At 72.1% G+C, this 22,999-nt stretch carries 19 protein-coding genes; 8 read left to right on the plus strand and 11 right to left on the minus strand.

The genetic code is table 11. The features are described from left to right. Positions 1 to 2: 2 nt before the first annotated feature. The 4 genes from ACFWBY_RS15275 to ACFWBY_RS15290 are packed head-to-tail and all read right to left on the minus strand — an operon-like array spanning position 3 to position 4,175. On the minus strand, positions 3 to 1,238 hold the full coding sequence (locus tag ACFWBY_RS15275) for a beta-ketoacyl synthase N-terminal-like domain-containing protein (RefSeq protein ID WP_385331648.1): 1,236 nt from the start codon (positions 1,236 to 1,238) through the stop codon (positions 3 to 5). Then, a complete protein-coding gene (locus ACFWBY_RS15280) occupies positions 1,235 to 2,572 on the minus strand; it encodes a beta-ketoacyl-[acyl-carrier-protein] synthase family protein (RefSeq protein ID WP_385331645.1) in 1,338 nt (445 codons plus the stop codon). Before ACFWBY_RS15280 ends, ACFWBY_RS15275 begins: the two co-directional genes overlap by 4 nt. Then, the gene (locus tag ACFWBY_RS15285; protein WP_385331643.1) at positions 2,569 to 3,015 is read right to left on the minus strand and encodes a cupin domain-containing protein; all 447 of its coding nucleotides are present in this window, start codon (positions 3,013 to 3,015) and stop codon (positions 2,569 to 2,571) included. The genes ACFWBY_RS15280 and ACFWBY_RS15285 overlap by 4 nt, the downstream gene beginning before the upstream one ends. A gap of 47 nt (positions 3,016 to 3,062) precedes the next feature. Then, positions 3,063 to 4,175, minus strand: coding sequence for a SchA/CurD-like domain-containing protein (locus ACFWBY_RS15290; RefSeq protein WP_385331640.1), 1,113 nt, complete (start codon positions 4,173 to 4,175; stop codon positions 3,063 to 3,065). A gap of 283 nt (positions 4,176 to 4,458) precedes the next feature. Between ACFWBY_RS15290 and ACFWBY_RS15295 the strand changes: the two genes are divergently transcribed. Then, positions 4,459 to 6,093 (plus strand): FAD-dependent oxidoreductase, encoded by a 1,635-nt coding sequence (locus ACFWBY_RS15295; protein WP_385331636.1) that lies wholly within the window; start codon positions 4,459 to 4,461, stop codon positions 6,091 to 6,093. 163 nt (positions 6,094 to 6,256) lie between these two features. On the opposite strand, the gene ACFWBY_RS15300 is transcribed toward ACFWBY_RS15295, so the two are convergent. Beyond that, positions 6,257 to 6,475: an acyl-CoA carboxylase subunit epsilon gene (locus tag ACFWBY_RS15300; RefSeq protein ID WP_385331633.1), complete on the minus strand. Its 219-nt coding sequence runs from the start codon at positions 6,473 to 6,475 to the stop codon at positions 6,257 to 6,259. Between the two features lie 248 nt (positions 6,476 to 6,723). Here ACFWBY_RS15300 and ACFWBY_RS15305 point away from each other — a divergent pair, with 248 nt between their 5' ends. Further along, complete coding sequence (locus ACFWBY_RS15305; RefSeq protein WP_385331630.1) at positions 6,724 to 7,083, plus strand: DUF6204 family protein; 360 nt, start codon at positions 6,724 to 6,726, stop codon at positions 7,081 to 7,083. Positions 7,084 to 7,128: 45 nt separating this feature from the next. Here the strand turns inward: ACFWBY_RS15305 and ACFWBY_RS15310 are convergent, their stop codons facing one another. Continuing rightward, positions 7,129 to 7,785: a DUF4360 domain-containing protein gene (locus ACFWBY_RS15310; protein ID WP_385331738.1), complete on the minus strand. Its 657-nt coding sequence runs from the start codon at positions 7,783 to 7,785 to the stop codon at positions 7,129 to 7,131. Between the two features lie 227 nt (positions 7,786 to 8,012). On the opposite strand from ACFWBY_RS15310, the gene ACFWBY_RS15315 reads away from it, so the two are divergent. Continuing rightward, positions 8,013 to 9,836: a galactose oxidase-like domain-containing protein gene (locus ACFWBY_RS15315; protein WP_385331628.1), complete on the plus strand. Its 1,824-nt coding sequence runs from the start codon at positions 8,013 to 8,015 to the stop codon at positions 9,834 to 9,836. 9 nt (positions 9,837 to 9,845) lie between these two features. Here ACFWBY_RS15315 and ACFWBY_RS15320 read toward each other — a convergent pair whose 3' ends face one another. The 3 genes from ACFWBY_RS15320 to ACFWBY_RS15330 all read right to left on the minus strand — a co-directional run bounded on the left by ACFWBY_RS15320 (position 9,846) and on the right by ACFWBY_RS15330 (position 14,745). Beyond that, on the minus strand, positions 9,846 to 13,244 hold the full coding sequence (locus tag ACFWBY_RS15320) for a CARDB domain-containing protein (RefSeq protein ID WP_385331625.1): 3,399 nt from the start codon (positions 13,242 to 13,244) through the stop codon (positions 9,846 to 9,848). Between the two features lie 378 nt (positions 13,245 to 13,622). Then, complete coding sequence (locus ACFWBY_RS15325; protein ID WP_385331622.1) at positions 13,623 to 14,198, minus strand: HutD family protein; 576 nt, start codon at positions 14,196 to 14,198, stop codon at positions 13,623 to 13,625. A 118-nt stretch (positions 14,199 to 14,316) separates the two neighbouring features. Further along, on the minus strand, positions 14,317 to 14,745 hold the full coding sequence (locus ACFWBY_RS15330; protein WP_385331619.1) for a MarR family winged helix-turn-helix transcriptional regulator: 429 nt from the start codon (positions 14,743 to 14,745) through the stop codon (positions 14,317 to 14,319). A 129-nt stretch (positions 14,746 to 14,874) separates the two neighbouring features. Here ACFWBY_RS15330 and ACFWBY_RS15335 point away from each other — a divergent pair, with 129 nt between their 5' ends. Next, the gene (locus ACFWBY_RS15335; RefSeq protein ID WP_385331617.1) at positions 14,875 to 15,759 is read left to right on the plus strand and encodes an MBL fold metallo-hydrolase; all 885 of its coding nucleotides are present in this window, start codon (positions 14,875 to 14,877) and stop codon (positions 15,757 to 15,759) included. Positions 15,760 to 15,854: 95 nt separating this feature from the next. On the opposite strand, the gene ACFWBY_RS15340 is transcribed toward ACFWBY_RS15335, so the two are convergent. Beyond that, positions 15,855 to 17,414, minus strand: coding sequence for an MFS transporter (locus ACFWBY_RS15340; RefSeq protein WP_385331614.1), 1,560 nt, complete (start codon positions 17,412 to 17,414; stop codon positions 15,855 to 15,857). Between the two features lie 143 nt (positions 17,415 to 17,557). Between ACFWBY_RS15340 and ACFWBY_RS15345 the strand changes: the two genes are divergently transcribed. The 4 genes from ACFWBY_RS15345 to ACFWBY_RS15360 all read left to right on the plus strand — a co-directional run bounded on the left by ACFWBY_RS15345 (position 17,558) and on the right by ACFWBY_RS15360 (position 20,049). Further along, on the plus strand, positions 17,558 to 18,001 hold the full coding sequence (locus ACFWBY_RS15345; RefSeq protein WP_385331611.1) for a MarR family winged helix-turn-helix transcriptional regulator: 444 nt from the start codon (positions 17,558 to 17,560) through the stop codon (positions 17,999 to 18,001). 82 nt (positions 18,002 to 18,083) lie between these two features. After that, positions 18,084 to 18,275, plus strand: coding sequence for a DUF5302 domain-containing protein (locus tag ACFWBY_RS15350; RefSeq protein WP_214948637.1), 192 nt, complete (start codon positions 18,084 to 18,086; stop codon positions 18,273 to 18,275). Positions 18,276 to 18,567: 292 nt separating this feature from the next. After that, positions 18,568 to 18,978, plus strand: coding sequence for a rodlin (locus tag ACFWBY_RS15355; RefSeq protein WP_385331607.1), 411 nt, complete (start codon positions 18,568 to 18,570; stop codon positions 18,976 to 18,978). 159 nt (positions 18,979 to 19,137) lie between these two features. After that, the gene (locus tag ACFWBY_RS15360; protein WP_385331735.1) at positions 19,138 to 20,049 is read left to right on the plus strand and encodes a glycoside hydrolase family 19 protein; all 912 of its coding nucleotides are present in this window, start codon (positions 19,138 to 19,140) and stop codon (positions 20,047 to 20,049) included. Between the two features lie 9 nt (positions 20,050 to 20,058). Here ACFWBY_RS15360 and ACFWBY_RS15365 read toward each other — a convergent pair whose 3' ends face one another. After that, positions 20,059 to 22,830 carry an AAA family ATPase gene (locus ACFWBY_RS15365; RefSeq protein ID WP_385331605.1) on the minus strand — a complete coding sequence of 924 codons (2,772 nt, stop codon included), beginning with the start codon at positions 22,828 to 22,830 and terminating at the stop codon, positions 20,059 to 20,061. Between the last annotated feature and the right edge of the window lie 169 nt (positions 22,831 to 22,999).

The following is a 22,999-nucleotide window of genomic DNA, read 5'->3' on the forward strand; positions in this document are numbered from 1 at the left end:
CTCTAGGAGGGGATACGGAGGATGAGCGCGGCGTTGGAGCCCATGAGGCCCCGGCTCAGGACGAGCGCGGTGCGCAGCTCCGCGGTGCGGGCGCTGCCGGTCACCACGTCGAGGTCGTGGCACACGTCGAAGACGTTCGGCGTGGGCGGGACGAGGCCGTGCTCCAGGGCGAGGACCGCTGCGGCGGTATCGAGGGCGGGAGCCGCGCAATATGCCCTGCCCGTACCGGACTTGGGGGCGGTCACCGGTACCTTGCGGCCGTGCGCCCCGAGGGCGGAGAGGATCGCGGCCGCCTCGGCCCGGTCGGCCTGCGGCGTGCCGAGCGCGTCGGCGAAGACCACGTCGACCTCTTCCGGTTCACAGCCGGCGTCCCGCAGAGCGCCCCGGATGGCGTGGGCCAGCCCTTCGCCGGCCGTCTCGGCCGTCTCAGGGCGGTGCGGTCCGGTGAAGGTCGCGGCGTGCCCGGCCAGGACGGCCCGGACGGACGCGCCACGGCGCAGGGCCGTCCGCTCGTCCTCGACCAGGAACATCGCGCCGCCTTCGGCGGGTACGTAGCCGCAGGCCTTGTCCGTGAACGGCCGGTACGCCCGCTGTGGATCGTCGTGCGTGCTCAGCGCCTCGTAGCCGAGCTGGCAGACGATGGAGTACGGGGCCAGGGGCGCCTCGGTGGCGCCGACGAGCATGGCCCGGCTGCCCTGGCGGATCGCCCGGGCGGCGTGCGCGAAGGCGTCGAGCCCGCCCGCCTCGTCGGCGGCCACGACCCCGCACGGGCCCTTGAGGCCGCGGCGGATGGAGATCTGGCCGGTGCTGGCGGCGTAGAACCAGGCGATCGACTGGTAGGGGCCGACATACCGCGGTCCTTGCTCCCACAGATGCTGCAGTTCGCGCTGGCCGAATTCACCGCCGCCGGAGCCGGCCGCGGTGACCACGCCGACCGAGAAGGGGTCGTCCTCGTAGTCGGCCCGACCGAGCCGGGCGTCCTCCAGGGCGAGGTCGGCCGCGGCGAGGGCGTGGTGGGTGTATCGGTCGGTCTGGACGAGAAAGCGCTCCTCGACCATCGAGGCCGGCTCGAAGCCCCGTACCTCGCCCGCGACGCGCAGGGGGAGGTGCTCGCAGCCCTGGCGGGTGACCCGGCCCAGGACGGCGGTGCCCGCCTGGGTCGCCTTCCAGAAGGCCTCGGCGCCGATGCCGTTGGGTGCGACGACCCCGATGCCCGTGATGACCGTGCGTCCGCTCACGAGACCACCACCTCCTTGGATTCCTTCGCCCTCTTGGACTCCTTGGACCCTTGGGACTTCCTGGATCCCTTGGACTCCTCGTGCCGGGTCATGACGACCGCGGACTGGAAGCCGCCGAAGCCACTGCCGACGGAGAGCACGCTGCGCAGGGTCCGCTCGCGGGCGACGCGCGGGACGTAGTCCAGGTCGCATTCGGGGTCGGGCGTCTCGTAGTTGGCCGTCGGCGGTACGACCTGATGGGTCATCGCCAGCACACAGGCGGCCAGTTCGATCGCCCCGATCGCGCCGAGGGAGTGCCCCACCATGGATTTGATGGATGTCATCGGCGTCTTGTAGGCGTGGTCGCCCAGGACCCGCTTGACCGCGGCGGTCTCGTGGCGGTCGTTCTGCTTGGTCCCGGAGCCGTGTGCGTTGACGTAGTCGATCTCGTGGGCGCCGATCCGGGCCTGCGCCAGGGCCGTCTCTATCGCCCGGGCCATTTCCAGGCCCTCGGTGGTCAGCCCGGTCATGTGGTGGGCGTTGCCGAAGGTGGCGTAGCCGTCGATCTCGCAGTAGACGGTGGCCCCGCGGGCGCGGGCGTGTTCCAGCTCCTCCAGTACGAGGACGGCACCGCCCTCGCCGAGGACGAAGCCGTCGCGGTCGGCGTCGAAGGGCCGGGACGCGTGGGCGGGGTCGTCGTTGTTCGGCGAGGTGGCCTTGATGGCGTCGAAGCAGGCCACGGTGATGGGCGAGACGGGTGAGTCCGAGGCGCCGGCGATGCACACGTCCATGCGGCCTTCGGCGATGGAGTGGACGGCGTATCCGATGGCGTCGAGTCCGGAGGTGCATCCGGTGGAGACGGTCTGGACCGGTCCGCGCGCTCCCGTCTTCTCCGCCACGGCGGAGGCCAGGGTGGCCGGGGTGAACGCCCGGTGCAGGTGGCGTCCGGCGAGCCGGTGGTCCACGTCCCACCAGGCGCCCGACTGGCTGACGGCGACGTAGTCGTGTTCCAGGCGGGTGGTGCCGCCCACGGCGGTGCCGAGCGATACTCCGGTGCGCCACGCCTCGTCGGTGGTGAGGTCGAGGCCCGCGTCGCGTACCGCTTCGCCCGCGGCGACCAGGGCGAACTGGATGTACCGGTCCGCGCGGGCCACCTCGTCGGCGTCGAGGCCGTACTCGGCGGGGTCGAAGTCGACCTCCGCGGCTATCCGGGAGCGGAAGCCGGTCGGGTCGAAGAGGGTGATGCCGCGCGTCGCCGTGCGGCCGTTGGACAGCAGGTCCCAGAAGGCGGCGGCGCCGATGCCACCGGGTGCGACGACGCCGACCCCGGTGACGGCCACCCGACGGCGGGTCATGACACCACCCCCGTGCGGTCCGGGGGCCGCTCCCACGCGGAGCCCTCCGGGTGGACGGCCTCCTCGGTGTCGACGTGGCCGAGTTCGGGACGCGGGGCGAGCGGTCCGAGGTGGAAGACCATCCGGGCCTCGGTGTCGCCGACGTTGCGGAACCGGTGGCGCACGTTCAGGGGAACGAGCAGTCCCTGGTCGGTGCGCAGCGGGTGGGCCTCGCCGTCGAGGTCGACCTCCAGCGTCCCGCTGACCACGTACACGAACTCCTCGGAGTACGGGTGGTAGTGCTCGGCGATGTGCTCGCCCGGCGCCATGACGGCCAGGCCCATGAAGCCGCTGGTGCAGCCCACCGAGGTCGGGGTGAGTACGGCCCTCAGGTCGCCGCCGCGCCTGGTGTTGGGCTGCGTCTCGCTGAGGTCCACGATGTGCGGTGGGCGTTGTCTGGTCATGGCGGGGGTTCCTCCTGGCGGTGGGGCGGGGTTGCGGGTGGCTGCGGTCAGCTCTCGGCGGGTGCCCGGCGGTCGGTGATCAGGCTCATGGTGTGCCGGACCGCCGACGCGGCGGCGCCGTCTTCGGAAGGGGCCATCAGGCGGGCGAGGACGGCCGCCTTGCGCGGGCCGCGCACCCCGAAGGCGGTCTCCAGTCCGGCGCGCTCGGGGCCGCGCACGTCGATGAGGCGTACGACGGTGTCGTCGCGCTGGAAGATGCTGCTGCTGACCGTGGCGGTGTCGGCCCGGTGGGCCGCGTCCTCGTCCTGCCGGGCCAGGAACCGGGCCAGTGCCGGCCCGCAGCCGGGCTTGGCCGGGTAGAACAGCGCGTGCCTTCGCACGTCGGAGTGGTCGGCGGCGCCGGCTTCGCGGGCGGCGACGTGGTGGACGGCGGGGAGGGCGGCCCGCATGAAGAACATCCGTGCGGACTCGGGGTCGCCGAGGTCGCGGTCCTGTTCGAGGTACGGGTTGATGGCCTCTTCGACGGCGCGCACCTCGGGCTGTTCGGAGACGTGGCGCAGGGCGGCCGTCAGGTCGCCGCGCACCTCCACCGTACGTACGACGCGGTTGCCGTGCATGAACAGCGAGGTTCGCAGGAGCCGTGTGTGGCCGTCGACGTCGGCTGCCGGGGAGGCGTAGCTGGAGAGGATGGCGGCGACCTCCTTCTCGCTGCCGGGCTTGACCGTGAAGGTCAGGGCGTGGCGGACGATGCCGGCTCCGAGCCGGGGCGCTGCCTGGAGTCGGGCGCTCGTGGGCCGCCGTGCCTCCTGGTAGCCACGGCCGGTCTCGCGCAGGACGGTGTACTTCAGCGGGCGCATGGCGCGTGCGCAGGCGCCGAGCGGGCGCACCTGTTCGGCGTGGTGCTCGCTGTTGACCCAGGCGAGGTACTGCGGGGCGCTCTCCCACTCGCTGGTGATGAGCCACTGCGAGGGGTTCTCGAAGGACTGGCAGAGCTGGTCGCTGATGTGTCCGGGTTCCGACGCGATGTCGTGTCGCAACTGCTCGTACGCCTCGAAGAACTTCTGCTGGGCCCCTTCGTGGAGGTCCATCAGCAGGACGACGCGGAGCATGGAGCCGTCGAAGGCGGACTGTGACACCCGTTCGGACAGGGTGGTCGTCATCTGCTCACTCCTTGGTGAGGGCCCTTCGTGAGGGCGTGGAGTTCCATCGCGTACGGACCCTGGTCCGTCGTCGGCGGTGGCCGCCCGGCCCGGCGGCCGTCTCGGTCGGACACGCCGGGGCGTCTTCGGGGGAACCGCTGTCGCTCATCGTCATCCGGGTGGGGATGTACCGCTACATCTCCGGATCAAGTGGGTGACAACCGGCGTATCTCCCGGGCTCGGCTGTCGATCGGGGGCATAGAAGAGTCCACTCCCCCACACAGAAATCAGGAGCTCGCAGCTGATGGAAGACACCGCAGATGTCCGCGTACCGGTTCTCGTCGTGGGTGGCTCCCTCGTGGGTCTGTCCACCTCACTGTTCCTGAGCCGCCACGGCGTCAGACACATGCTCGTCGAGAAGCACGCCGGCACCTCGGAACACCCGCGCGGCCGGGGCATCAACGCCCGGACGATGGAGCTGTTCCGGGTCGCGCGGGCCGAGACCGCGATCCGGCAGGCGGCCTCCGCTCTGGAGAACAACATGGGCATCCTGCAGACGCAGTCCCTGTTGGGCGGGGACCACAAATGGCTGGTCAAGGCCATCGACCCGTCCGGTGCACTGAGCAAGTTCAGCCCGACCGGGTGGTGCGTGTGCAGCCAGAACAACATCGAGCCGATCCTTGCCGCGCAGAGCCGCGCACAGGGCGCCGACGTGCGCTTCTCCACCGAGCTGATGAGCTTCGACCAGGACTCCACCGGGGTGAGCGCCCTGGTCAAGGACCGGGAGACGGGTGAGCACCTCACCGTGCGCGCCGACTTCCTGATCGCGGCCGACGGGCCGCGCAGCCCCGTACGCGAGCAGTTGCGCATCCCGCAGACGGGCAGCGGCGAGCTGTTCCACAACGTCAGCATCACGTTCCGCTCGCGGCGGCTCGTCGAGGTGCTGGGCGATCTGCGCTTCATCGTCTGCTACCTGATGAAGCCGGGCGCGGACGGGGCGCTGCTGCCGGTGGACAACGACTCCCAGTGGGTCTTCCACGCGCCGTGGCACCCGGACCGGGGCGAGACCCTGGAGGACTTCACCGAGGAGCGCTGCATCGCGCAGATCCGCGCCGCGATCGGCGTACCGGACCTGGACGTGGAGATCGGCGGCAAGGCTCCCTGGCACGCGGCCGAACGGGTCGCGGAGCGGTACTCGTCCGGTCGGGTGTTCCTGGCCGGGGACGCTGCCCACGAGATGTCCCCCACCGGGGCCTTCGGCTCCAACACCGGTATCCAGGACGCGCACAACCTGGCCTGGAAGATCGCGGCGGTCCTCGACGGGTCGGCGGGCATCGAGCTGCTCGACACCTACGAGGCCGAGCGGCTGCCGGTGGCGCGGGCGACGAGCGAGCGAGCCTCGGCCCGCTCGGCGGAGCACAGCCACCCGGGGTACGTGCCGCCGCCGACCATGGGCGGCGGACCGGGCAGCGGGGTCCTGACGACGGCGATGGCGTACGCGTATCCGCGCGGCGCGGTCGTCGGTGCCGACCCGGACCGCCCGATCATCCCCGAAGGGCTGCGGATGAGGGGTGACGTCGGCACCCGAGCCCCGCACATGTGGCTGACCCGGCCCGACGGCGAGCGCATCTCCACGCTGGATCTGTACGAGCGCTCGTTCGTGCTGCTCAGCGGCGCGGGCACGCCGTGGAGCGCGGCGGCCGGAGCGGTGGCCGAACGGCTGTCGGCGAAGCTGGACGCCTATGCGATCGGATCGGATCCGGAAGCCGATCTGGTGCAGGAGGCGGGCGTCGACTGGACCGAGGTGCACGGTCTGACGGAGGCGGGCGCGCTGCTGGTGCGGCCGGACGGGTTCGTGGCGTGGCGCTCGCACGGCGCGGCGGCCGATCCGCGGGCCGCACTGTCGGCGGCGATGTCGGAGCTGCTGCACCGGGCCTGACGGGCCCGCCCACCGGATGGTCCCCCTGCCGCCGGCCCGTAAGCGGGCCGGGGGCAGGGGCGTTTCGGGGTGTCCGCAGCGGTGTTCCGTGGTGCTCGCAGGAGCAATGCAACAGAGCCCGCGAGCGTTCCCCGCGCCCCGCCGGGGGCGTTCCGGGCGGCCGTCAGCCGCAGGTCCAGCAGCCCGCCCAGCAGCCGGAGCCGTGGTGCGGGGGGCGCCGTCGGCGGGCGGTCCCGGCGGTCGTCTGCGGTGCTTCTCCGGAGTTCCGGCGTGCGAAGCAGGCGACCACCACCGCGATGGCGGCGAGTTCCTCTGGGGCGGCCACGCCCTTCTCCACTCGGAGCAGGCTGGCTATCGGGGCTATCGGAGCGTCCTTCAGCATCGGCTCGGCCTCTCGCACAGGCGGATGACGGACCCCCCTCCCGGAATCCAGGGGACTCCGGACGCTGCCGACGCTAGCGGCGGGCAACTCGCCCGGCATGCCGGGCGAATGCTCGATCGCCCAGGTCAGAGAGGGACGACCCGGGCGGCGGCGGGGTCGCGGCGGCGGGCGGGCATTGGGCCGTCCGAGTGGCCGGCCGCCCGGAAAACCCGGTGCGGGGGGCCGGGAGCGCGACCTAGGCTGACCGGATGAGCAACCGCATCTTCCGCATCACCGTCCGGGGGTCCTTCGACGGCCTCACCGACGAGCAGCGCGCCGTGCTCCTCGCGGACGCTGCGGGCCACGACATGCTGAACGCGACGTTCACCCCCGAGGGACACCTCACGTACGACGTGGCCGCCCGGCCCTTCTTCACCTTCCGCTTCCTGGCGGAGGGCGAGGCCGAGGAGGACATCCTGGACGCGACGGCCCGTGCCGAGCTGGCGGCAGAGACGTGGCTGACGGAGCGCGGGTACGGCTTCAAGCGGCTCACCTCGACGGCCCAGGACCTCTCGCTGGCTCCGCTCGCCAAACGGCAGCGGCAGGCGGCCGCGCGGGGAACCTCCTGAGGGGAGCCTCGCACGGCCGCCTCGCGCCTCTGGCACCGGCCGGGTTCAGCGGGCCGGGCACTTCTTCCAGGAGAAGTGGTAGACGCTGTTGATGCTGCCGTCCGTCGAGTCGAGCGCCATGTAGCTGGTCTTCGAGGGGTCCGAGGTGCCGACCTCGGCGCGCAGCTCCGTATTGATGTTGAAGTTGCGCAGCTCGCCGCAGGGGGCGAAGACGAGGGCTTCGACGTCCGTGGTGTCGGAAGCCTGCCAGTTGTCGTCGAGCGCGCCGTGGAACTTGTGCGTGCGGTACTGGGTCTGCTTCATGCCCTGGAAGTAGTAGCTGGCCTTCTGGGTGCCGATCGCCCCCTGCTGGAGGCTGCCGAAGCCCCGGTAGTCGACCTGGGCCACGGCGTAGGTGAACCCCTGCGGGACGTGTACGAGCAGGGAGAGCAGACAGTTCTTGCGGCTGTCGGTCGGTGAGGTGTTGCCGCCGGCGGCGGCCAGGTACTCGCTGTAGGTGACGGTGAAGGCCGAGTTGTCCTCGGCCACGGCGACGGCGGCGCTGCCCGGGCGGCAGCCCGAGCCGTTGACCGTGGCGACGTCCACGGTCACCTTGTCCGATGGTGCGGCGACGGTGGCGGGGCCGGCGGCGGCCCCCGCGGAGGCGGGCAGAAGGGCGAGGAGGCCGCCCGTCACGGCAGCGGCGCCGAGCGCGGTGCGCAGTGTTTTGATCACCCCGCCATGGAAGCCGTCCATGGGGAGCCTGCCCGTGACCGGATGCGCGGCCTCACTCCGATGGCCGGGCCCGTTCACCGCAGAAACGTTCGGGCAGCGCGAACGGGACGGCCGAATGGCGCACGGGTGAGGCGCGGGCCGCGTCACGCCGGGGATCTATGCGGGCATTTCTTATGATGAGCGCCTCGAGGGAGCCGCCCGCGCCGAGGAGTCCCATGCGCCGCCTGCAACGGTCCGCCGTGTTGTCCGCCGCCGCAATCGTCTGCGCCTTGGTCCTCGCGGCCACGCCCGCCGCCGCCGCGGCCCCCGTGCACGACGCGGACGGCGGGAGCGAGAGGGCCGAGGCCGCCGTCGTCGGCGCCGGCCACGCACGGGCCCACGCCGAGCTGCGCCGGGCGGCCGAGGGTGCCGGCGCGTATCCCCAGGCACGGCGCACCACCAGCCTGGCGGCGCTCGCCGCCTCACAGCGCGAGGCCAACTCCGCTTTCGACACGGCGGTTTCGGGCCGGTTCACCGACTACTTCCCGTCTCCCGACTTCGGCGTGCACGTCGCCCAGCTGCCGACCGGCAAGGTACTGCTCTTCTCCTTCTCGCGGGTGGAGACCGATCCCACCAAGGAGACCGGGCCCACGGACCGGATCGGCCCGACGAACGCGGGCCGCGCGTACCTGTGGGACCCGGCCCGGGGAACCGGGGCGCGGGCGTTCAAGAAGGTCACGCCGCCCGTCGTGCTGATGCCCGACGGCACGCACACGCCGCGGCCCGCGCCGTTCTTCTGCGCCGGGCACTCCTTCCTCCCCAACGGGATGCTGGGGGTCTTCGGGGGCAACACGGGCGGCAAGGGCGGCAGTGGCGCGAAGCTGTCCTTCGTCTTCGACCCGTGGACGGAGGGCTGGTACCGCAACCGCGACATGGCCGTGGGCCGCTGGTACCCCTCGGTGGTGACCGGCGCCGACGGCCGGCAGATCATCATGTCCGGCCAGTCCGAACGCGGGACGGGGACGCCCACCCCGGTGGTGGAACGGTTCCCCGCACTCGGGCAGCGGGTGCCCTGGCGGCCGTTCGACATCCCGTTGGACATCGCCTCGCAACGGCTGCGGTCGGACGCGCCGTTCCGCAACGACTATCCGCACCTGTTCTCGCTGCGGGACGGCATGATCTACGGTCTGGGCCGCGACGCCGACCAGCAGTGGCTCTTCGACCCGCGCGCGCAGACGCGTACGGACCTGCCCCGACGGCCCGCCGACTTCCGGGGCTACGGCTCCGCCGTGCCGCTCCCGGCCGGCCTGCGGGGCCCCGACTCGGTGCTCGTACTCGGCGGCGACCCGCGCGACCCGAACACCTACCGGCTGTCGGGCGGGGCGGGCGGCACCTGGACCACCGAGGAGCCGCGGGCCTTCGGGCGGACCCAGGACGACACGCTGATCATGCCGGACGGCACGCTGCTGACGGTCAACGGGGCGCTGGACACCCGGGACTACGGCTTCGGGCCGTTCAACCCGAAGGCCGACCTCAAGTACCGGCAGACCGAACTGCGGGGTGCGGACGGGCACTGGCGGCTGGGACCGGCCCAGCGACTGCCCCGCGGCTACCACTCCAATGCCCTGGTCCTGCCGGACGGCCGGGTCATGGTCACCGGGGACGAGCTGCAGCAGATCGCCAACGATCCCGACATCAGGGACGACATGGACGGCTCCATCGAGATCTACGAGCCCTCCTACCTGCACCGGGGTGTCCGGCCGGTCCTCGACCGGGTTCCCGCGGGCGAGATCGCCCACGGCGCGGAGTTCTCCGTCCAGAGCCCGACGGCCGCCGGCGTACGGCGCGCCGTGCTGCTGGCGCCGACCACCGTCACCCACGCGGTGAACACCAGCCAGCGCCACCTGGAGCTGCGGATGACCGGCGTCCGCGGCCGCGCGATCGGACTGCGGGCGCCGGCCACCTCGGCCGACGCCCCGCCCGGTTACTACATGCTCTTCCTCCTCGACGCGAAGGGCGTTCCCAGTACGGCGAAGTGGGTCAAGCTCGGCAGGCGGTGAACCGCCCTTTCACCAGCCTCCGTTGATCACGAACTGCGAACCCGGTTCGACCACGACGTTCCCGGCGGCCGAGCCCGTGATGGTGACGTGCGACAGGGTCGCGCTGCCGCGCGCCCCGCCGTGGGCGCGGATTCCGGCCCCGTTGTTGGACTTGTCGATGCGCACGTTCGTGACCTTCGCGTCGGGTACGGCGCCGCCGCCGGTCTTGAACTGGATCCCGTCGTAGGTCGAGTCGTGGATGTCGGTGTCGCGGATGACGACGCCCGGGATGGGCTGGTTCGCCGCGAAGAGCGTGATCGCCCCGAACTCCTGGGCCTCGCCCCAGAAGGCGCCGCCCGTGCGGAAGAGGCCGTTGCCCGCGATCAGGGTCTGCCCGGAGAAGGGCAGCGGGTCGTGGTCGGTCGCCAGCATGATGCCGGGGTAGTTCATGGTGTCGTAGACCAGGTTGTTCTCGATGGTGTTGCCGTAACCGCCGTAGACCGCGATGCCGTTGGCCCGCCACGGAAGCTGGATGGTGTTGTTGCGGAAGTGGTTGTCGTGCCCGATGTCAACCGATTGGTCCTTGACGTACTTGCTGGACCACACCGCTAGGGCGTCGTCGCCGGTCGTGCGGAAGGAGGAGTTGAAGACGGTCGAGTCGTGCGTGCCGTTCGCGAAGTTGATGCCGTCGGCGTAGAGGTCGCGGATCCGCATGCCGGTGAACTCGACGCCGTCGCCGGGACCCCACAGGGCCGGGATGTTGTCGTAGTCGCGGCCGACCCAGACGCCGACGTTGGCGTGCTCGATCCACACGTTGGCGATCTTCGTGTTCTTGCCGAAGCGGCCGTTCAGACCCACTCCGCCCTCGGCGTTGCCGTCGCCGCCGCGGATGGTCCCCGAGCCGAAGATGGCGATGTCGGAGATCTGGGTGTTGTCGTCGATGTCGAAGCCGAAGTTGCCCTCGTGCGGGTGGTTGATTCCGCCCGCGTTCTGCGGGGCGGTCAGCGTGTAGAGCTGCGAATACCACATGCCCGCACCGCGGATGGAGACGTTGCTGATGCCCACCTGGTTGAACTGCCCCCGGTTCAGGGGGTCATCGGTGAGGATCTTCTGTTCCTGGCGCCACTGGCCCTGCGGGATCCAGACGCAGGCGATCTGACCGTTCTGGTCCGCCGTCACCGCCCGCTGGATCGCCGCCGTGTCGTCGACGCCGTCGTTCGGGATCGCGCCGTAGTCCGTGATGGAGGTGCACGCGGCCGGCTTGGACGCCGGAGGGGCCACCTGCTCCAGGTCGACCAGGTCGATGACGTAGAAGGCGGCGGTGTCGCCCGCGTCGCGCTGGAGGCGGAAGGTGGTGCCGGCCGGGTAGCTCCGCGCGAGCAGGGCGTGGGACTCGTCGAAGAGCCGGCGGGCATCACCGCCGGGGGTGTTGGTGAGCCCCTCGGGGCTGTCCGTACTGCCGTAGAGCCAGCTGTACTTGGAGGACAGGTTGAGCTTCTGGGCGAAACCGCCGTTGATGTAGAGGCTGATGGTGGCGTCCGCGCCGCCGCCGTTCGGGGAGTCGGGGACGGAGTTGCGCACGACGATCGAGTTCGTCGCGCCGGTCGACGTGAACTGCACGTACTGGCCGGTCGAGTCGAGGCGGACCGACTCGCGGCCCGATGACTCCGTGGCGAAGTTGGTGTGCCCGAAGGTGCGCCGGGCATCGCTCCGCAGCAGTGTGCCGGTGTGCACGCCGGCCTCCGCCTCGTATTCGGTGTACGGGAGCGCCGCTCCCCGGCCGACGACGACGGCCCGGGAGAAGCTGTTGTTGTTCTCGTTGGTCTCGGCGACGAGCGCCGTCCCGTCGGCGGTGGCGGTCAGGGTGGCTCCGCCGCTGACCGCCGTCCAGGTGCCGTTGACCGCCACGTTGACGGTCTCGCCGGCGGCGATCGCCGGGGTGGGGCCGTTCAGGGTGGTGCCTCCCGCGACCAGCCGGGTGACGGTGCCCGCGCCCACGGCGGTCGTGCCCCGGTTGCGTACGGCCACGGTGAAGGAGACCGGGGCGCCGACGGCGGGATCGGCCGGGCTGGTGGTGATGGAGAGGGCCTCGAGGTCGGGTCCGGGGGCCTGGCCGACGACGAGTTTCGCCGCGGCGGTGCGGCTGTTGTTGGTGTTGTCCTGCTCGGGCACGGTGTCCGCCGGGTCGACGACGGCCGACACGGTGTAGACGCCCATCGGGCGCTTGCCGACGGAGACCGGGACGGTGGCGGAGGCGCCGGCTGCGAGGGCGCCCGCCGGAGCCGTGCCGGCCGCCGCGCCTTCCAGGCTGACGGCCACCGCGGTAGCGGCGGAGGCGACCGTACCGGTGTTGCGCACGGTGACGCCAAGGGTGACGGCGTCGCTCTCGGACGGGGCGGACGGGGACCAGGAGAGGTCCGTGACGGTCAGGTCCGGGTTCGGCGCGGCGGCGCCGATCACCTGGAACTCGGCGGCCTGGCCGCCGCCGGCCCCGGTGTTGCCGGAGAACTTCAGCTGGACGTCGGCGAGCCGGCCGGTCACGGGGACGGTCACGGTGTTCTGGTTGCCGGCCGGGCTGAAGGCGTAGTCGGCACGGGCCTTCAGAGAGGTGAACCCGCTCGCCGACTGCTCGCGGCCCAGGACCTCGAAGCTCTGGGTGCGGGCGGACCAGAGGGGGTCGGGGTTGAGCTTGAGGACGATCCCGGTGACGTCGGCGTTGGAGCCGAGCTTCACCGTCAGCGTGGACTGCTGGCCGCCCGCCTCCCAGTAGCTGGTGACGCTGTCGTCGTTGGCGTTGGCCGCGACGAACGCCTGGGTGGTGGAGGAGGCTTCGATCGGCTTCCCCTTGGCCAGGTTCACGCCGACGGGGGGCGGAGTCCCCGGGTCTCCCGGATCTCCGGGAGACCCGCCGCCGTCGGCGGAGTACACCTCGAGCTCGGATATCTGCGCGGCCTGCCAGCCGGTGTTGGAGGTGACGCTCACCCGCACGTAGCGGGCGGTCGCGGCCGGGAAGCCGATGGTCACCGCGTTGGAACGGGACGGGTTGAACAGGTGCCCGGCGGAGGCGGACAGGGTGCTGAAGGAGTTTCCGTCGGAGCTGCCCTGGACGGTCAGCGTCTCGGTGCGCGTCTCCCACGAGGCGGGCAGCTTCAGCACGACCTGGTCGACGGCCGTGCTCGCGCCGAGGTCCACCTGCACCCACTGCGGGAAGGTCCCCGAGGGACCCTCCCAGTACGAGCCCTGGTTGCCGTCGGTGACTGCCGGAGCCCCGTAGCCGCCGAGGGATCCGCTCGCGGTGACCGCCTTGCCGAGTGCGAGGTTCGGTCCGCCCGCGGCGGCGGCGACGGTGACGGGCAGGAGTCCGACGGTCATCAGTCCGGCTGCCACGGTGCCGGCCAGCAGCAGCCGGCCGCCTTGCTTCCATCTCATGCTGTCCTCTGTTCCATGGGGGGACCCGCCCGGTGGTGATGCACGGGGCGGAGGGGCCGAGCGTGGAACTTCAGCAGGCGGATGGCGTGCCTGCCGCGAACTTGCAGACCATTCTCTGGTTTTTGAGTGATCTCATCTCAAATATGCGGCCATCGCGGCACAGGTTTCTAGAAGATGGCGACTTTGTCAACGCTCCGCACACGTAAGGCCGTTGGAGGGCAGCGGAGCAGGCGCCGGATCAGATGCCGGATCGGGCGGGCGACAAGACGAGGGATCGACCCTCGGGCCGGCGGCGGTCCCGGCACCCTTGGGGCGACGTCCGCGGCCCGCGGGGCGCTTCGCGCCGGCTCGCCCCGGATCCTGGTGGAGCGAGAGCCGCTACTCCGGCCGAGCCAGCCGGACCACCGCCGCGCACCCGGAGCATCGCAGCCCGAGCTCGCGCGGTCCGGTCATCAAGGCGGCGTCGTACGGGCCCAGTTCGCCGGCACCTCCCAGCGCGACGTCGCCCTCCAGGGCGACGACCAGCACCGTCTCGCCGGGCCGGACGGTGAGTGCGAGGTCGCCCCGCACCACGGCGGTCCCGGCGGTCACGGCGCCGCGGCGGTGCATGACGTTGAAGTTCACCACGGGGCCGCCCAGCAGCCGGCAGTCGGTGGGCTCGTCTCCGGGGAACCGCTGGGGTTCAAGCCGCCGGTCCACGAGGCGCCGTACTCCCCCGGTGCGGAGGTCCATGCCGGCGCCCTCGGCAAGGGTGAGCGTGCGGTCGACGCCGGGGAAGACGGAGAAGGGGCCGCCGGCCGTCACCTCGGCGAGGCTGACCCGCCACGCGAAGTCGTCCATGCCGGCACCCTCGGGTCCGGCGGCGATCTCGCGGGTGACGCCTCCGCCGTTCTTCCATGCAGCGGCCGGACGGTCGGCGGCCCTCAGGATCCGGATCGCTGCTTCGCTGGTCATGACACCCTTCCGGCCCCGGGTAGGTACCTCCCGGCCCCGGACGAGCCTATCCGCAAGGCGGCGCGGGAGTTCCGGGTGGTGGCCGCGGCCGATGACCCGGTGACCGGTCCGGCGCCGCTCAAGGCGAGGCGACGGCCCGTTCCAGGAGGCCGTGCAGGACGCGCTGATCCTGCGGGGTGAGGCCGGACAGCGGGGAGTCCACCGCGAGGAGTCCGAGGAGCCGTGCGCGCAGCGCGGCGCCCTCGGCGGTGAGGACGAGGCGTTTGGCGCGGCGGTCGGTGGGGTGCGGGTGCCGCTCGACGAGGCCCTGCTTCTCCAGCTTGTCGATGACGAAGGTGGTGTTGGAGGGCTCGCAGCTCATGCGCTCGGCGAGCTCCCGCATGGTCATCGGCCCGCTCATCTCCCGCAGCGCGGTCGCCTGCGCCGCGGTGAGGCCCAGGGTGGCGGCGCGGTCCCGCACGTGCTCGGCGATCCGCTGGGCCAGCCCGTTCACCAGACCGCACAGCTGCCGCTCGGCGATGGCTTGCGAGTCGGGGGACGTCGTCATGCCACCACCCTAGCAAGTCCGTCAAGCCAACATATTTACAGCTTGAATCATTCGAACTTGATGTTTATGGTGGCGTTGTCGCCGCGACACCAGGGCGACGGCCTGACGACGACTCACAGGAGAGAACACATGGCTGACTTGACGGTGGACCAGGACGCACGACTGCGCCGGCCGGCGGGCATCCGCTCGATACGGCTGGGCGAGACGAAGGTGTCGTACGTACCGGACGGCGACGTCCGCCTCCGGCCGCTGCGCATGCTCCCGGACACCACCGAGGAGGTGTGGGCCGCACACCCGGAGTACCTGGACGCCACGGGCCACCTCGTGGGCAGCGTCGGCGCTCTGCTGGTGGAGCACGGAGAGCGGGCACTGCTGATCGACGCGGGCTTCGGCCCGCAGGCGCACGAGGCCCCGGACGGCCCCATCAGCACGGTCCACGGAGGCGCGCTCGTCCGCGGCCTGGCCGAGCTCGGTCGCGGCCCCCGGGGCATCGAGGCGGTGGCCTTCACGCACCTCCACTCCGACCACCTCGGCTGGGCCTGCCATCCCGCCCCGGGCGGTGACGGGCCCGTGTTCGCCCATGCGGAGTACCTGGTCTCCGAGCCGGAATGGGACCGGCGCGACCTCCTGGAGGCACAGGGCATGACCGAGCAGGTCGCAGCCCTCGCCCCGCGCGTACGGACGGTCACGGACGGACAGGAGGTCTTCCCCGGCGTACGCGTGCGGATCAGCCCGGGTCACACCGTGGGCCACGCCGAGTACGTCATCACGGGGGGCGGGCGGCGCCTGATCGCCTTCGGTGACGCCGTGCACTCGCCGATCCAGATCGACCACCCGGAGTGGTCCTCGGCCTTCGACCACGACCCGGCCAGGACCGCCGACCACCGCCGGCGCCTCGTCGCCGAATTGGCGGAGCCCGGCACGATCGGCTTCGGCGTCCACTTCGCCGATGTGGTGTTCGGACACGTCCGGCAGGACGGAGCCGGCCCGGCCTGGCGACCCCTGGACGCCTGACCGGCCGGGCCGGTGCGCACCACCGGTACGCGAAAGCGCCCCCGGGCGGCTGCGGTGTGCAGACCCGGGGGCGGCTCGTCGGTGCGCGGGACGGATCAGGCGTCGGCCTTCTCGACCGGCTTCGCGGGCGCCTTCACGACGGGCGCCGCGGCGGAGTCCGCCGCGCCCGAGTCCGCCGGGCCGGCGGCGACGGGGACGGTCTGCGCCGGGGCGGTCCGAGGACCGCTCGCTCCTCGCAGGCCGAAGCCGCTGATCACCGCGACGAGGCCGAAGGCCACGGCGCCGATGGCGAAGGTGAGGGTGAAGCCCGATTCGGCCGGCAGCGCGGGCACTCCGGCGGGAAGGTGCTCGATCGTCTTCGACGCCAGGATGGTGGTGACGATCGCGCTGCCGATCGCACTGCCGGTGGAGCGGGAGATCGAGTTGATGCCGTTGGCGATGCCGCTCTGGTGGGGCGGAACGCTCGCCATGATGACGGCGGGCATGGCGGCGTAGCCGAAGCTCACGGCCGCGCCGACGACGAGACCGGCGCCGATCACCGAGGCGCTGTGACCGTGGTCGAGGGCCAGCCAGCCGAAGCCGACGGCGCCGAGGCCCGCCGCCATCGCCAGCGCGACGCGCGGGCCGCGGTGGCGGACCAGCTGGCCGCCGACCGGAGAGGCGAGGAGCGAGACGATCGCGCCGGGCAGCAGGAACTCCACGGAGGCGCGCAGGATGGACGCGTCGAAGCCGTAGCCGGTCAGGGCCTCGGGCATCTGGACGAGGTAGGAGACGCCCAGGAAGTTCGCGAACATGCCGAAGCCGACGAGGATGCCGGCCAGGTTGGCCATGAGCACCGGGCGGTGGACGAACATCCGCATGTCGACGAGGGGCTCGCGGACCTTCAGCTCGGTGATCACCCACACGGCGGTCATGAGGGCGGCGCCCGCGAAGCTGCCCAGCGTGCGGCCGGAGGCCCAGCCCCACTCGTGACCCTGGGAGATCGGCAGCAGGAGCAGCAGCAGGGCTATGCCGAGGGTGAGCGCGCCGAGGACGTCGGTGCGGCCGCCCGTCTTGTGCCGGGTCGCGGGGACCAGGAAGAGCACGGCGAGCAGGGCGAGCACCGCGAAGCCGGTGGCCATCCAGAAGGCGTTGCGGTAGTCGGCGTCGGCGCCCGAGGTCAGCAGGCCGGTGGCGACGAGCGCGAGGCCGCTGCCGAACGCGAGCGTGCCGCTGACCAGGGCCATCGCGCCGGGGAGCTTGTGCGGGCGGACCTCTTCGCGCAGGACGGAGAGGGCCAGCGGGAAGATCGCGGTGGCGGCGCCCTGCAGGACCCGGCCGAGGATCAGCAGGGGCAGCGAGGAGGCCAGCGCGGCGATGACGGAGCCCGCGACCATGACGCCCAGTACGGCCACCAGTGTCGGCTTCTTGCCGTGCTGGTCGCCGAAGCGGCCGAGCAGCGGGGTGAAGACGGCGGCGGACAGCAGGGTCGCGGTGGTCACCCAGCTGACATTGGCGGTGGTGGTGCCGAGATCGCTGCGGATCAGCCCGAGGATCGGGACGGGCAGCGTCTGCATCATCGACACGACCATGGCGGCGAGGCTCAGGGCGAAGACGATGACCGTCTCGTTCCGGTAGCCGCTGTCCGGGGCGGTGGCGGAGGGGGTGGGACTCATGAGTGAGGAGACCTTCTCAGTGCTTCAGATCGCAGATGTTTGACGTCATCAAGTATTTCGACTCCACCAGACGGTAGACGTCAATAGTTAAGGTGGTCAAGTAAAAGGTTGATAATGTGAAGCACCTTGAGTACGCTCCCGGCATGAGCGCCACCACCCCCCACGCCACCCCCACCAAGCTGGAGCTCCTGGAGCTGCTCGCCGCGATCGGCACCGCCCAGTGGCGGGATTTCGCCTCGGCCGCCGCCGGTCACGGCCTCACCTCCACCCAGGCCAAGGTCCTCGCCCAGCTGAACGGCCCCCTGCCGATGCGCGGCCTGGCCGCCCTCCTGGTGTGCGACGCGTCCAACGTGACCGGGATCGTGGACCGGCTGGAGGCCCGCGAGCTCGTGCGCCGCGAGCCCGACCCCACGGACCGGCGGGTCAAGAACGTGGTGGCCACGGACGCGGGCCGCGAGGTGATGCGCCGCGTGCGCGAGGAGATGCAGGCCACGCACGGCGCGCTCGACACCCTGGACGACGCCGAGAGCGCGACGCTCTACGCCCTTTTGGAGCGACTGCGCCCGACCTTGGAGAAGGACGCCTGAGGTCGCTCCGCCGGAACGCGCTGGCCAGGGGAAACACCACCTGACAGACTGCAACGGCTTCAGACATTCCAGGAGGACACACATGGCAGAAGAATCAGACACCCCGCAGAACGAGTCGCCGGCCGAGGAAGCCAAGCGAAAGTTCAAGGAGGCCCTGGAGCGCAACGCCGCCAATGCCCAGTCGCAGCAGGCGCACCAGAGCCGGGCGAAGATCCAGGGTGCCGGCGGCAACCCCGGCGGCAAGAACAAGAAGGTCCGCCGCAAGACCGGCTGACCTCGGCGCGGTCGCGGCAGCGCGACCCCGCACCGGCCGGCCTCGACGGGGTCAGGAACCCGCACGGGTCCCGATCCGGTCGAGGGCGGCAACCAGGTTGCACGTACGGGGATGGGGATCCGCCGACGGACGGCCCGGGTCAACCGGCCGACGTCGGACGTCACCTGCGGGGTGGCATGTTGCTCCAGTCGGGTGATGGGCGATAACCCCCGGTGTCCACGGCAGTTGAGCAGCTCGTCCCGCCGAGGGCAGCTATCTCACGCGACCGTGCGACTGAAGAAGGATCCCCCACATGCTCAAGAAGTTCATGGCCACCGCCGCCGCCACCGCCGCCGTTCTGGGTGCCGGTGCCGCCGTAGCCTCCCCGGCGATGGCGATCGGCAACGACAACGGTGTCAACACGGTCAACGGCAACGGCGCCTCGCAGATCTACGGCAACCAGGAGACCAGCGGCGCGATGAGCCCGCAGCTGTCCGCCGTTCAGGGCTCGCTCAACAAGCTCTGCGTCGGCCTGCCGGCGAAGATCAACGCCCAGTCGATCCTGGCCGCGATCAACGTCGGCGTGCAGGACATCAACGTCCTGTCGAACCCGCAGAACCAGCAGTGCGCCGAGAACTCCACCCAGGCCAAGGGCGACGAGTCGCTCTCGCACATCGTGGACAACATCCCGGTCCTGTCGGGCAACGGCACCGTCGGCAGCTGATACCCCGCGCGACCGCGCCGGTGCCGCCCTCCGGGGCCTGGCATCGGCGCGTTCTTTTGGTCTAGACCTTGACAGGTTCAGACCATTTTCGATTCAGTGGCCGTAGCTGCCCCCCACGGCAACTCCCCCCACTGAAGGAGCACTTCCGTGAAATCCACCCTGCGCCGCCGCGCCCTCTCGCTGGCCGCCGCCGCTGCCGTCACACTCGGCCTGGCAATCGCCCTGCCCTCCTCACCCGCCGCCGCGGCTCCCGCCTGCGCCGGTGCGTGGGCCGCGTCCGCCGTCTACACCAACGGCATGAGCGCCTCTCTCGGCGGACACAACTGGCAGGCGAAGTGGTGGACCCAGGGCGAGACGCCCGGCACCACCGGCCAGTGGGGCGTCTGGTCCGACCAGGGCGTCTGCGGCGGCGCAGGCCCCGTCGACCCGGACCCGGGGACCGGCAACCCCTCCGGATTCGTGGTCAGCGAGGCCCAGTTCAACCAGATGTTCCCGAACCGGAACCCCTTCTACACCTACAACGGCCTGGTCGCGGCTCTGTCGGCGTACCCCGGCTTCGCCCATACCGGTGACGACACCGTCAAGCGGCGCGAAGCGGCCGCCTTCCTGGCCAACGTCTCGCACGAGACGGGCGGCCTCGTCCACATCGTCGAGCAGAACACCGCCAACTACCCCCACTACTGTGACGCCGGTCAGCCGTACGGCTGTCCGGCCGGGCAGGCCGCCTACTACGGGCGCGGACCCATCCAGCTGAGCTGGAACTTCAACTACAAGGCCGCAGGGGACGCGCTCGGCATCAACCTGCTCGCCAACCCCTACCTGGTGGAACAGGACCCGGCCGTCGCGATGAAGACGGCTCTCTGGTACTGGAACACGCAGAACGGACCGGGCACCATGACGGCCCACGCGGCCATGGTCAACGGCGCGGGCTTCGGCGAGACCATCCGCTCCATCAACGGCTCCCTGGAGTGCAACGGCGGCAACCCGGCCCAGGTGCAGAGCCGGGTGAACGCCTACCAGAGCTTCACCCAGATCCTGGGCGTCAGCCCGGGGAACAACCTGAGCTGCTGAGGCCGAAGGTCAGCGGGTACGCAGCGTCGTGGCCAGCTGGGCCCGGGAGCGGACGTCGAGCTTCTGATAGATCCTCGTCAGGCGGGCTTCCACGGTCTTCACGCTGACGAAGAGTTTCGCCGCCGCCTCCTGGTTGCTGGCGCCCTCGGCCACGAGCACGGCGAGGCGGGTCTCCGCCTCCGTGAGCGCGGCCAGGGCGCGTGCCCCGTCCGCACCGCCCCCCTCGCCGGCGGACGGCTCGCGCGCGAGCTCGGTCCAAGGAGCGGCTCCGGCCGCCGCGAAGGCCTCGGCGGCGGCCTGGAGCGCGGCGCGGGCGGGTGCGCGCCGGCGCCGGCGGCGTTCCACCCGGGCGAGCGCGAGCAGGGTGCGGGCCCGCTCCAGCGGGAGTCCGAGGAGCGCGAAGCGCTCGGTGGTGTCCTCCAACAGGGCCACCGCCGCCTCGGGGTCGCCGTGCGCGGAGAGGCACAGGCCGCGGGCTCGGTCGAGGGCGGCGATCACGCTGGTGCGGCCGAGCGCCAGGGCCGTCGTACGGACGCCGGCCTGGAGCTCGGCGGCCTCGTCGGGTGCGTCGGCTGCGACCAGGGCCTCGGCGAGCTCCCCGTGCCAGCGCAGGATCGAGGGGTCCACCACCTGCTGGGCGGCCTCCAGTTCGGCGACACGGCGCAGGGTGGCGACGGCCTTGGCGGCCTCGCCCGTGGCGAGTTCCACGAGGCCGAGCGCGTACAGGCCGCGGGAGAGGAAGACCTGGTCGTGTTCCTCCTCGGAGGCCTGGATGCCGCGTCGGGCGTACCCGGCGGCGCGCGGAAAGCTTCCGCCCATGGCCTCCGCCACCGCGGCGAGGTACCAGGCGGGGCCGGGAGAGAGTCCGGCCTCGACCGTCAGCTCCAAGGCGTCGCGGGCGTACGCGGTGGCGGCCGCGCACCTGCCCCGGCGCAGTTCGACCTCGGTGAGGCTGCGCAGCACCTCGAAGACGTCCTCGGCGGAGCCGGTGCGCCGCACGGCGGGCAGCAGGACGAGCAGCTGGCGCCGGGCGTCGTCGACCCGGTCGTCGAAGAGGGCGTGGCGTACGGCGAGGTACTGCGGGGCGTTGCGCATGCCGAGCGGCACTTCGGGGGCCGGCAGGGCGAGCGCTTCGGCGAGGATCTCCTCGGCGTCCGGATCCCCGAGGATGCGGCCCATACGGGCCCGCACGGTCAGCGCCATCGCCTCGGCCACCTGGTCCCCTCCGCTGCGTGCCAGCACTCCGGCCCGGGCCGCGGCGTCCCGGGAGCGGACGGGGTCGCCGTCGCTGAGGTTGTGCTTCCAGGCGGTCCGCAGCCGGACGGCCGCCTGGAGCGCGGGATCGCCCTCGGCGTCGGCCATGGCGTAGGCGAAGGTCTCGTCGAGGTCCGCGAGGGCCTGGCCCGCCGCGTCGATGACGGCGAGGCGGGCGCGGACCCGGTCGCCGGGCGAGGAGTCGCGGGCGAGGACGGCTCGGCTGGCTCGGCGGGCGAGGTCCGCGCGGCCCGCCCAGCCGGCGTCCTCGGCGGCGGCCACGAGCCGGGCGAGTTCCTCTCCGGGCAGGTGGGAGGGGGTGCGCTCGGCCGCGAGGAGGCCCAACTCGGCGGCGAGCGCCCGCTGGCCGCGGCGCCGGCACGACGCGGCGGCCTCGGTGATCTCGGCGGCGAGCCACTGATCGGGGGTGTCCACGGCCAGCGCCCGGTGGCGTACGGCCTGGACGGGGTCGTCCACGGCGTCGGCGAGCGCGGCGTGTCCGGCGGCACGCTCGGGCCAGCCCGCGTCGGCGGCGAGCGCGGTCGGCAGGGCGCCGGCCGTGAACCGGACCGCGCCGTCCTCTTCCACGGTGACCAGTGCGGCCCGTTCGGCCAGCGCGAGCTCGGCCTCGGCGCCCGGCCGGCCGGCCCTGCGCAGCAGCGCGGTGGTGGGGCGCGCGGCGAGGGCGGCGAGCAGCAGGGTGCGGCGGGCCTGGACGGGGAGGACCCCGAGGAGCCGGCGGGCCACCTCGCGGGCCTGGCCGGAGACGGGGAGCGGATCGGCGTGGTGGGCGCAGCCGTCGCGGGCCCCGGCGGCTTCCGCGAGGGAGTGGCCGAGCGCGAGGGCCAGGCGCGGGTTGCCGCCGCTGGCCTGGTGGATCCGGCCGGCGAGGCGGGCGGGCAGGCCGCGGCGGACCAGCAGTTCGGCGATCTCGTCGGTGCCGAGGGGGGGAACCCGTATCTGGGGGGTGTCCGGTCCGCAGAGGGGTTCGGCGAGCGGGGCTCCGCCGTGGACGCACTCGGCGACCAGGACCCGTACGTGCGGTGGGGTGAGGCGCAGTGCGAAGCGCAGCAGGTCGGTGCTCTCGGCGTCGAGCCACTGGGCGTTGTCGAGCGCGAGCAGGACGGGGCCGCGGGCGGCGAGGGTGCGCAGCACTTCGACGACGGCGAGGCGCAGGGCGACGTGGTCGCGGCCGGCGCGGGGCGCGTCGGTCTCGCGGCGCAGGAGGGCGATGGCGGTGCGCTGGGGTCCGGAGAGCCGTTCCAGGGCGAGGGCGGGGACGGAGGCGAGGAGGGCGGCGGCGGAGGCTTCGGGTATCCAGCGGTCCGTGGCTTCGGGGGCCAGGTGCAGGACGGTCTCGTGGCGGAGCGCGGCGGCTTCGGTGAGGGCGCGCAGCACCTCGGTCTTGCCCGAGCCGGCGGGACCGGTGAGCAGGGCGCGTCCGTGCGCGGTCAGCGCCCGGTCGACCGCCTTGATCAGTTCTCCGTGTCCGACGGTCGCGTCGGCGTTCCCCGTAGCCGCCACCACGCACAGCCACCAGCCTCTCGGTCCGCGCTCCTGTGCCCTTCCTGTGAGACGCGACAATACGAGGTCGGATGCCCGGCGGGCCCGGATTGTGACGCAGAAATCAGTCACGTGGCAGGAAAACCCTTCGGACCTGCCGATACGCGGTGTATCAGCAGGTCCGACGGGCTTT

Source organism: Streptomyces sp. NPDC060049 (assembly GCF_042736715.1).
Classification (GTDB): domain Bacteria; phylum Actinomycetota; class Actinomycetes; order Streptomycetales; family Streptomycetaceae; genus Streptomyces.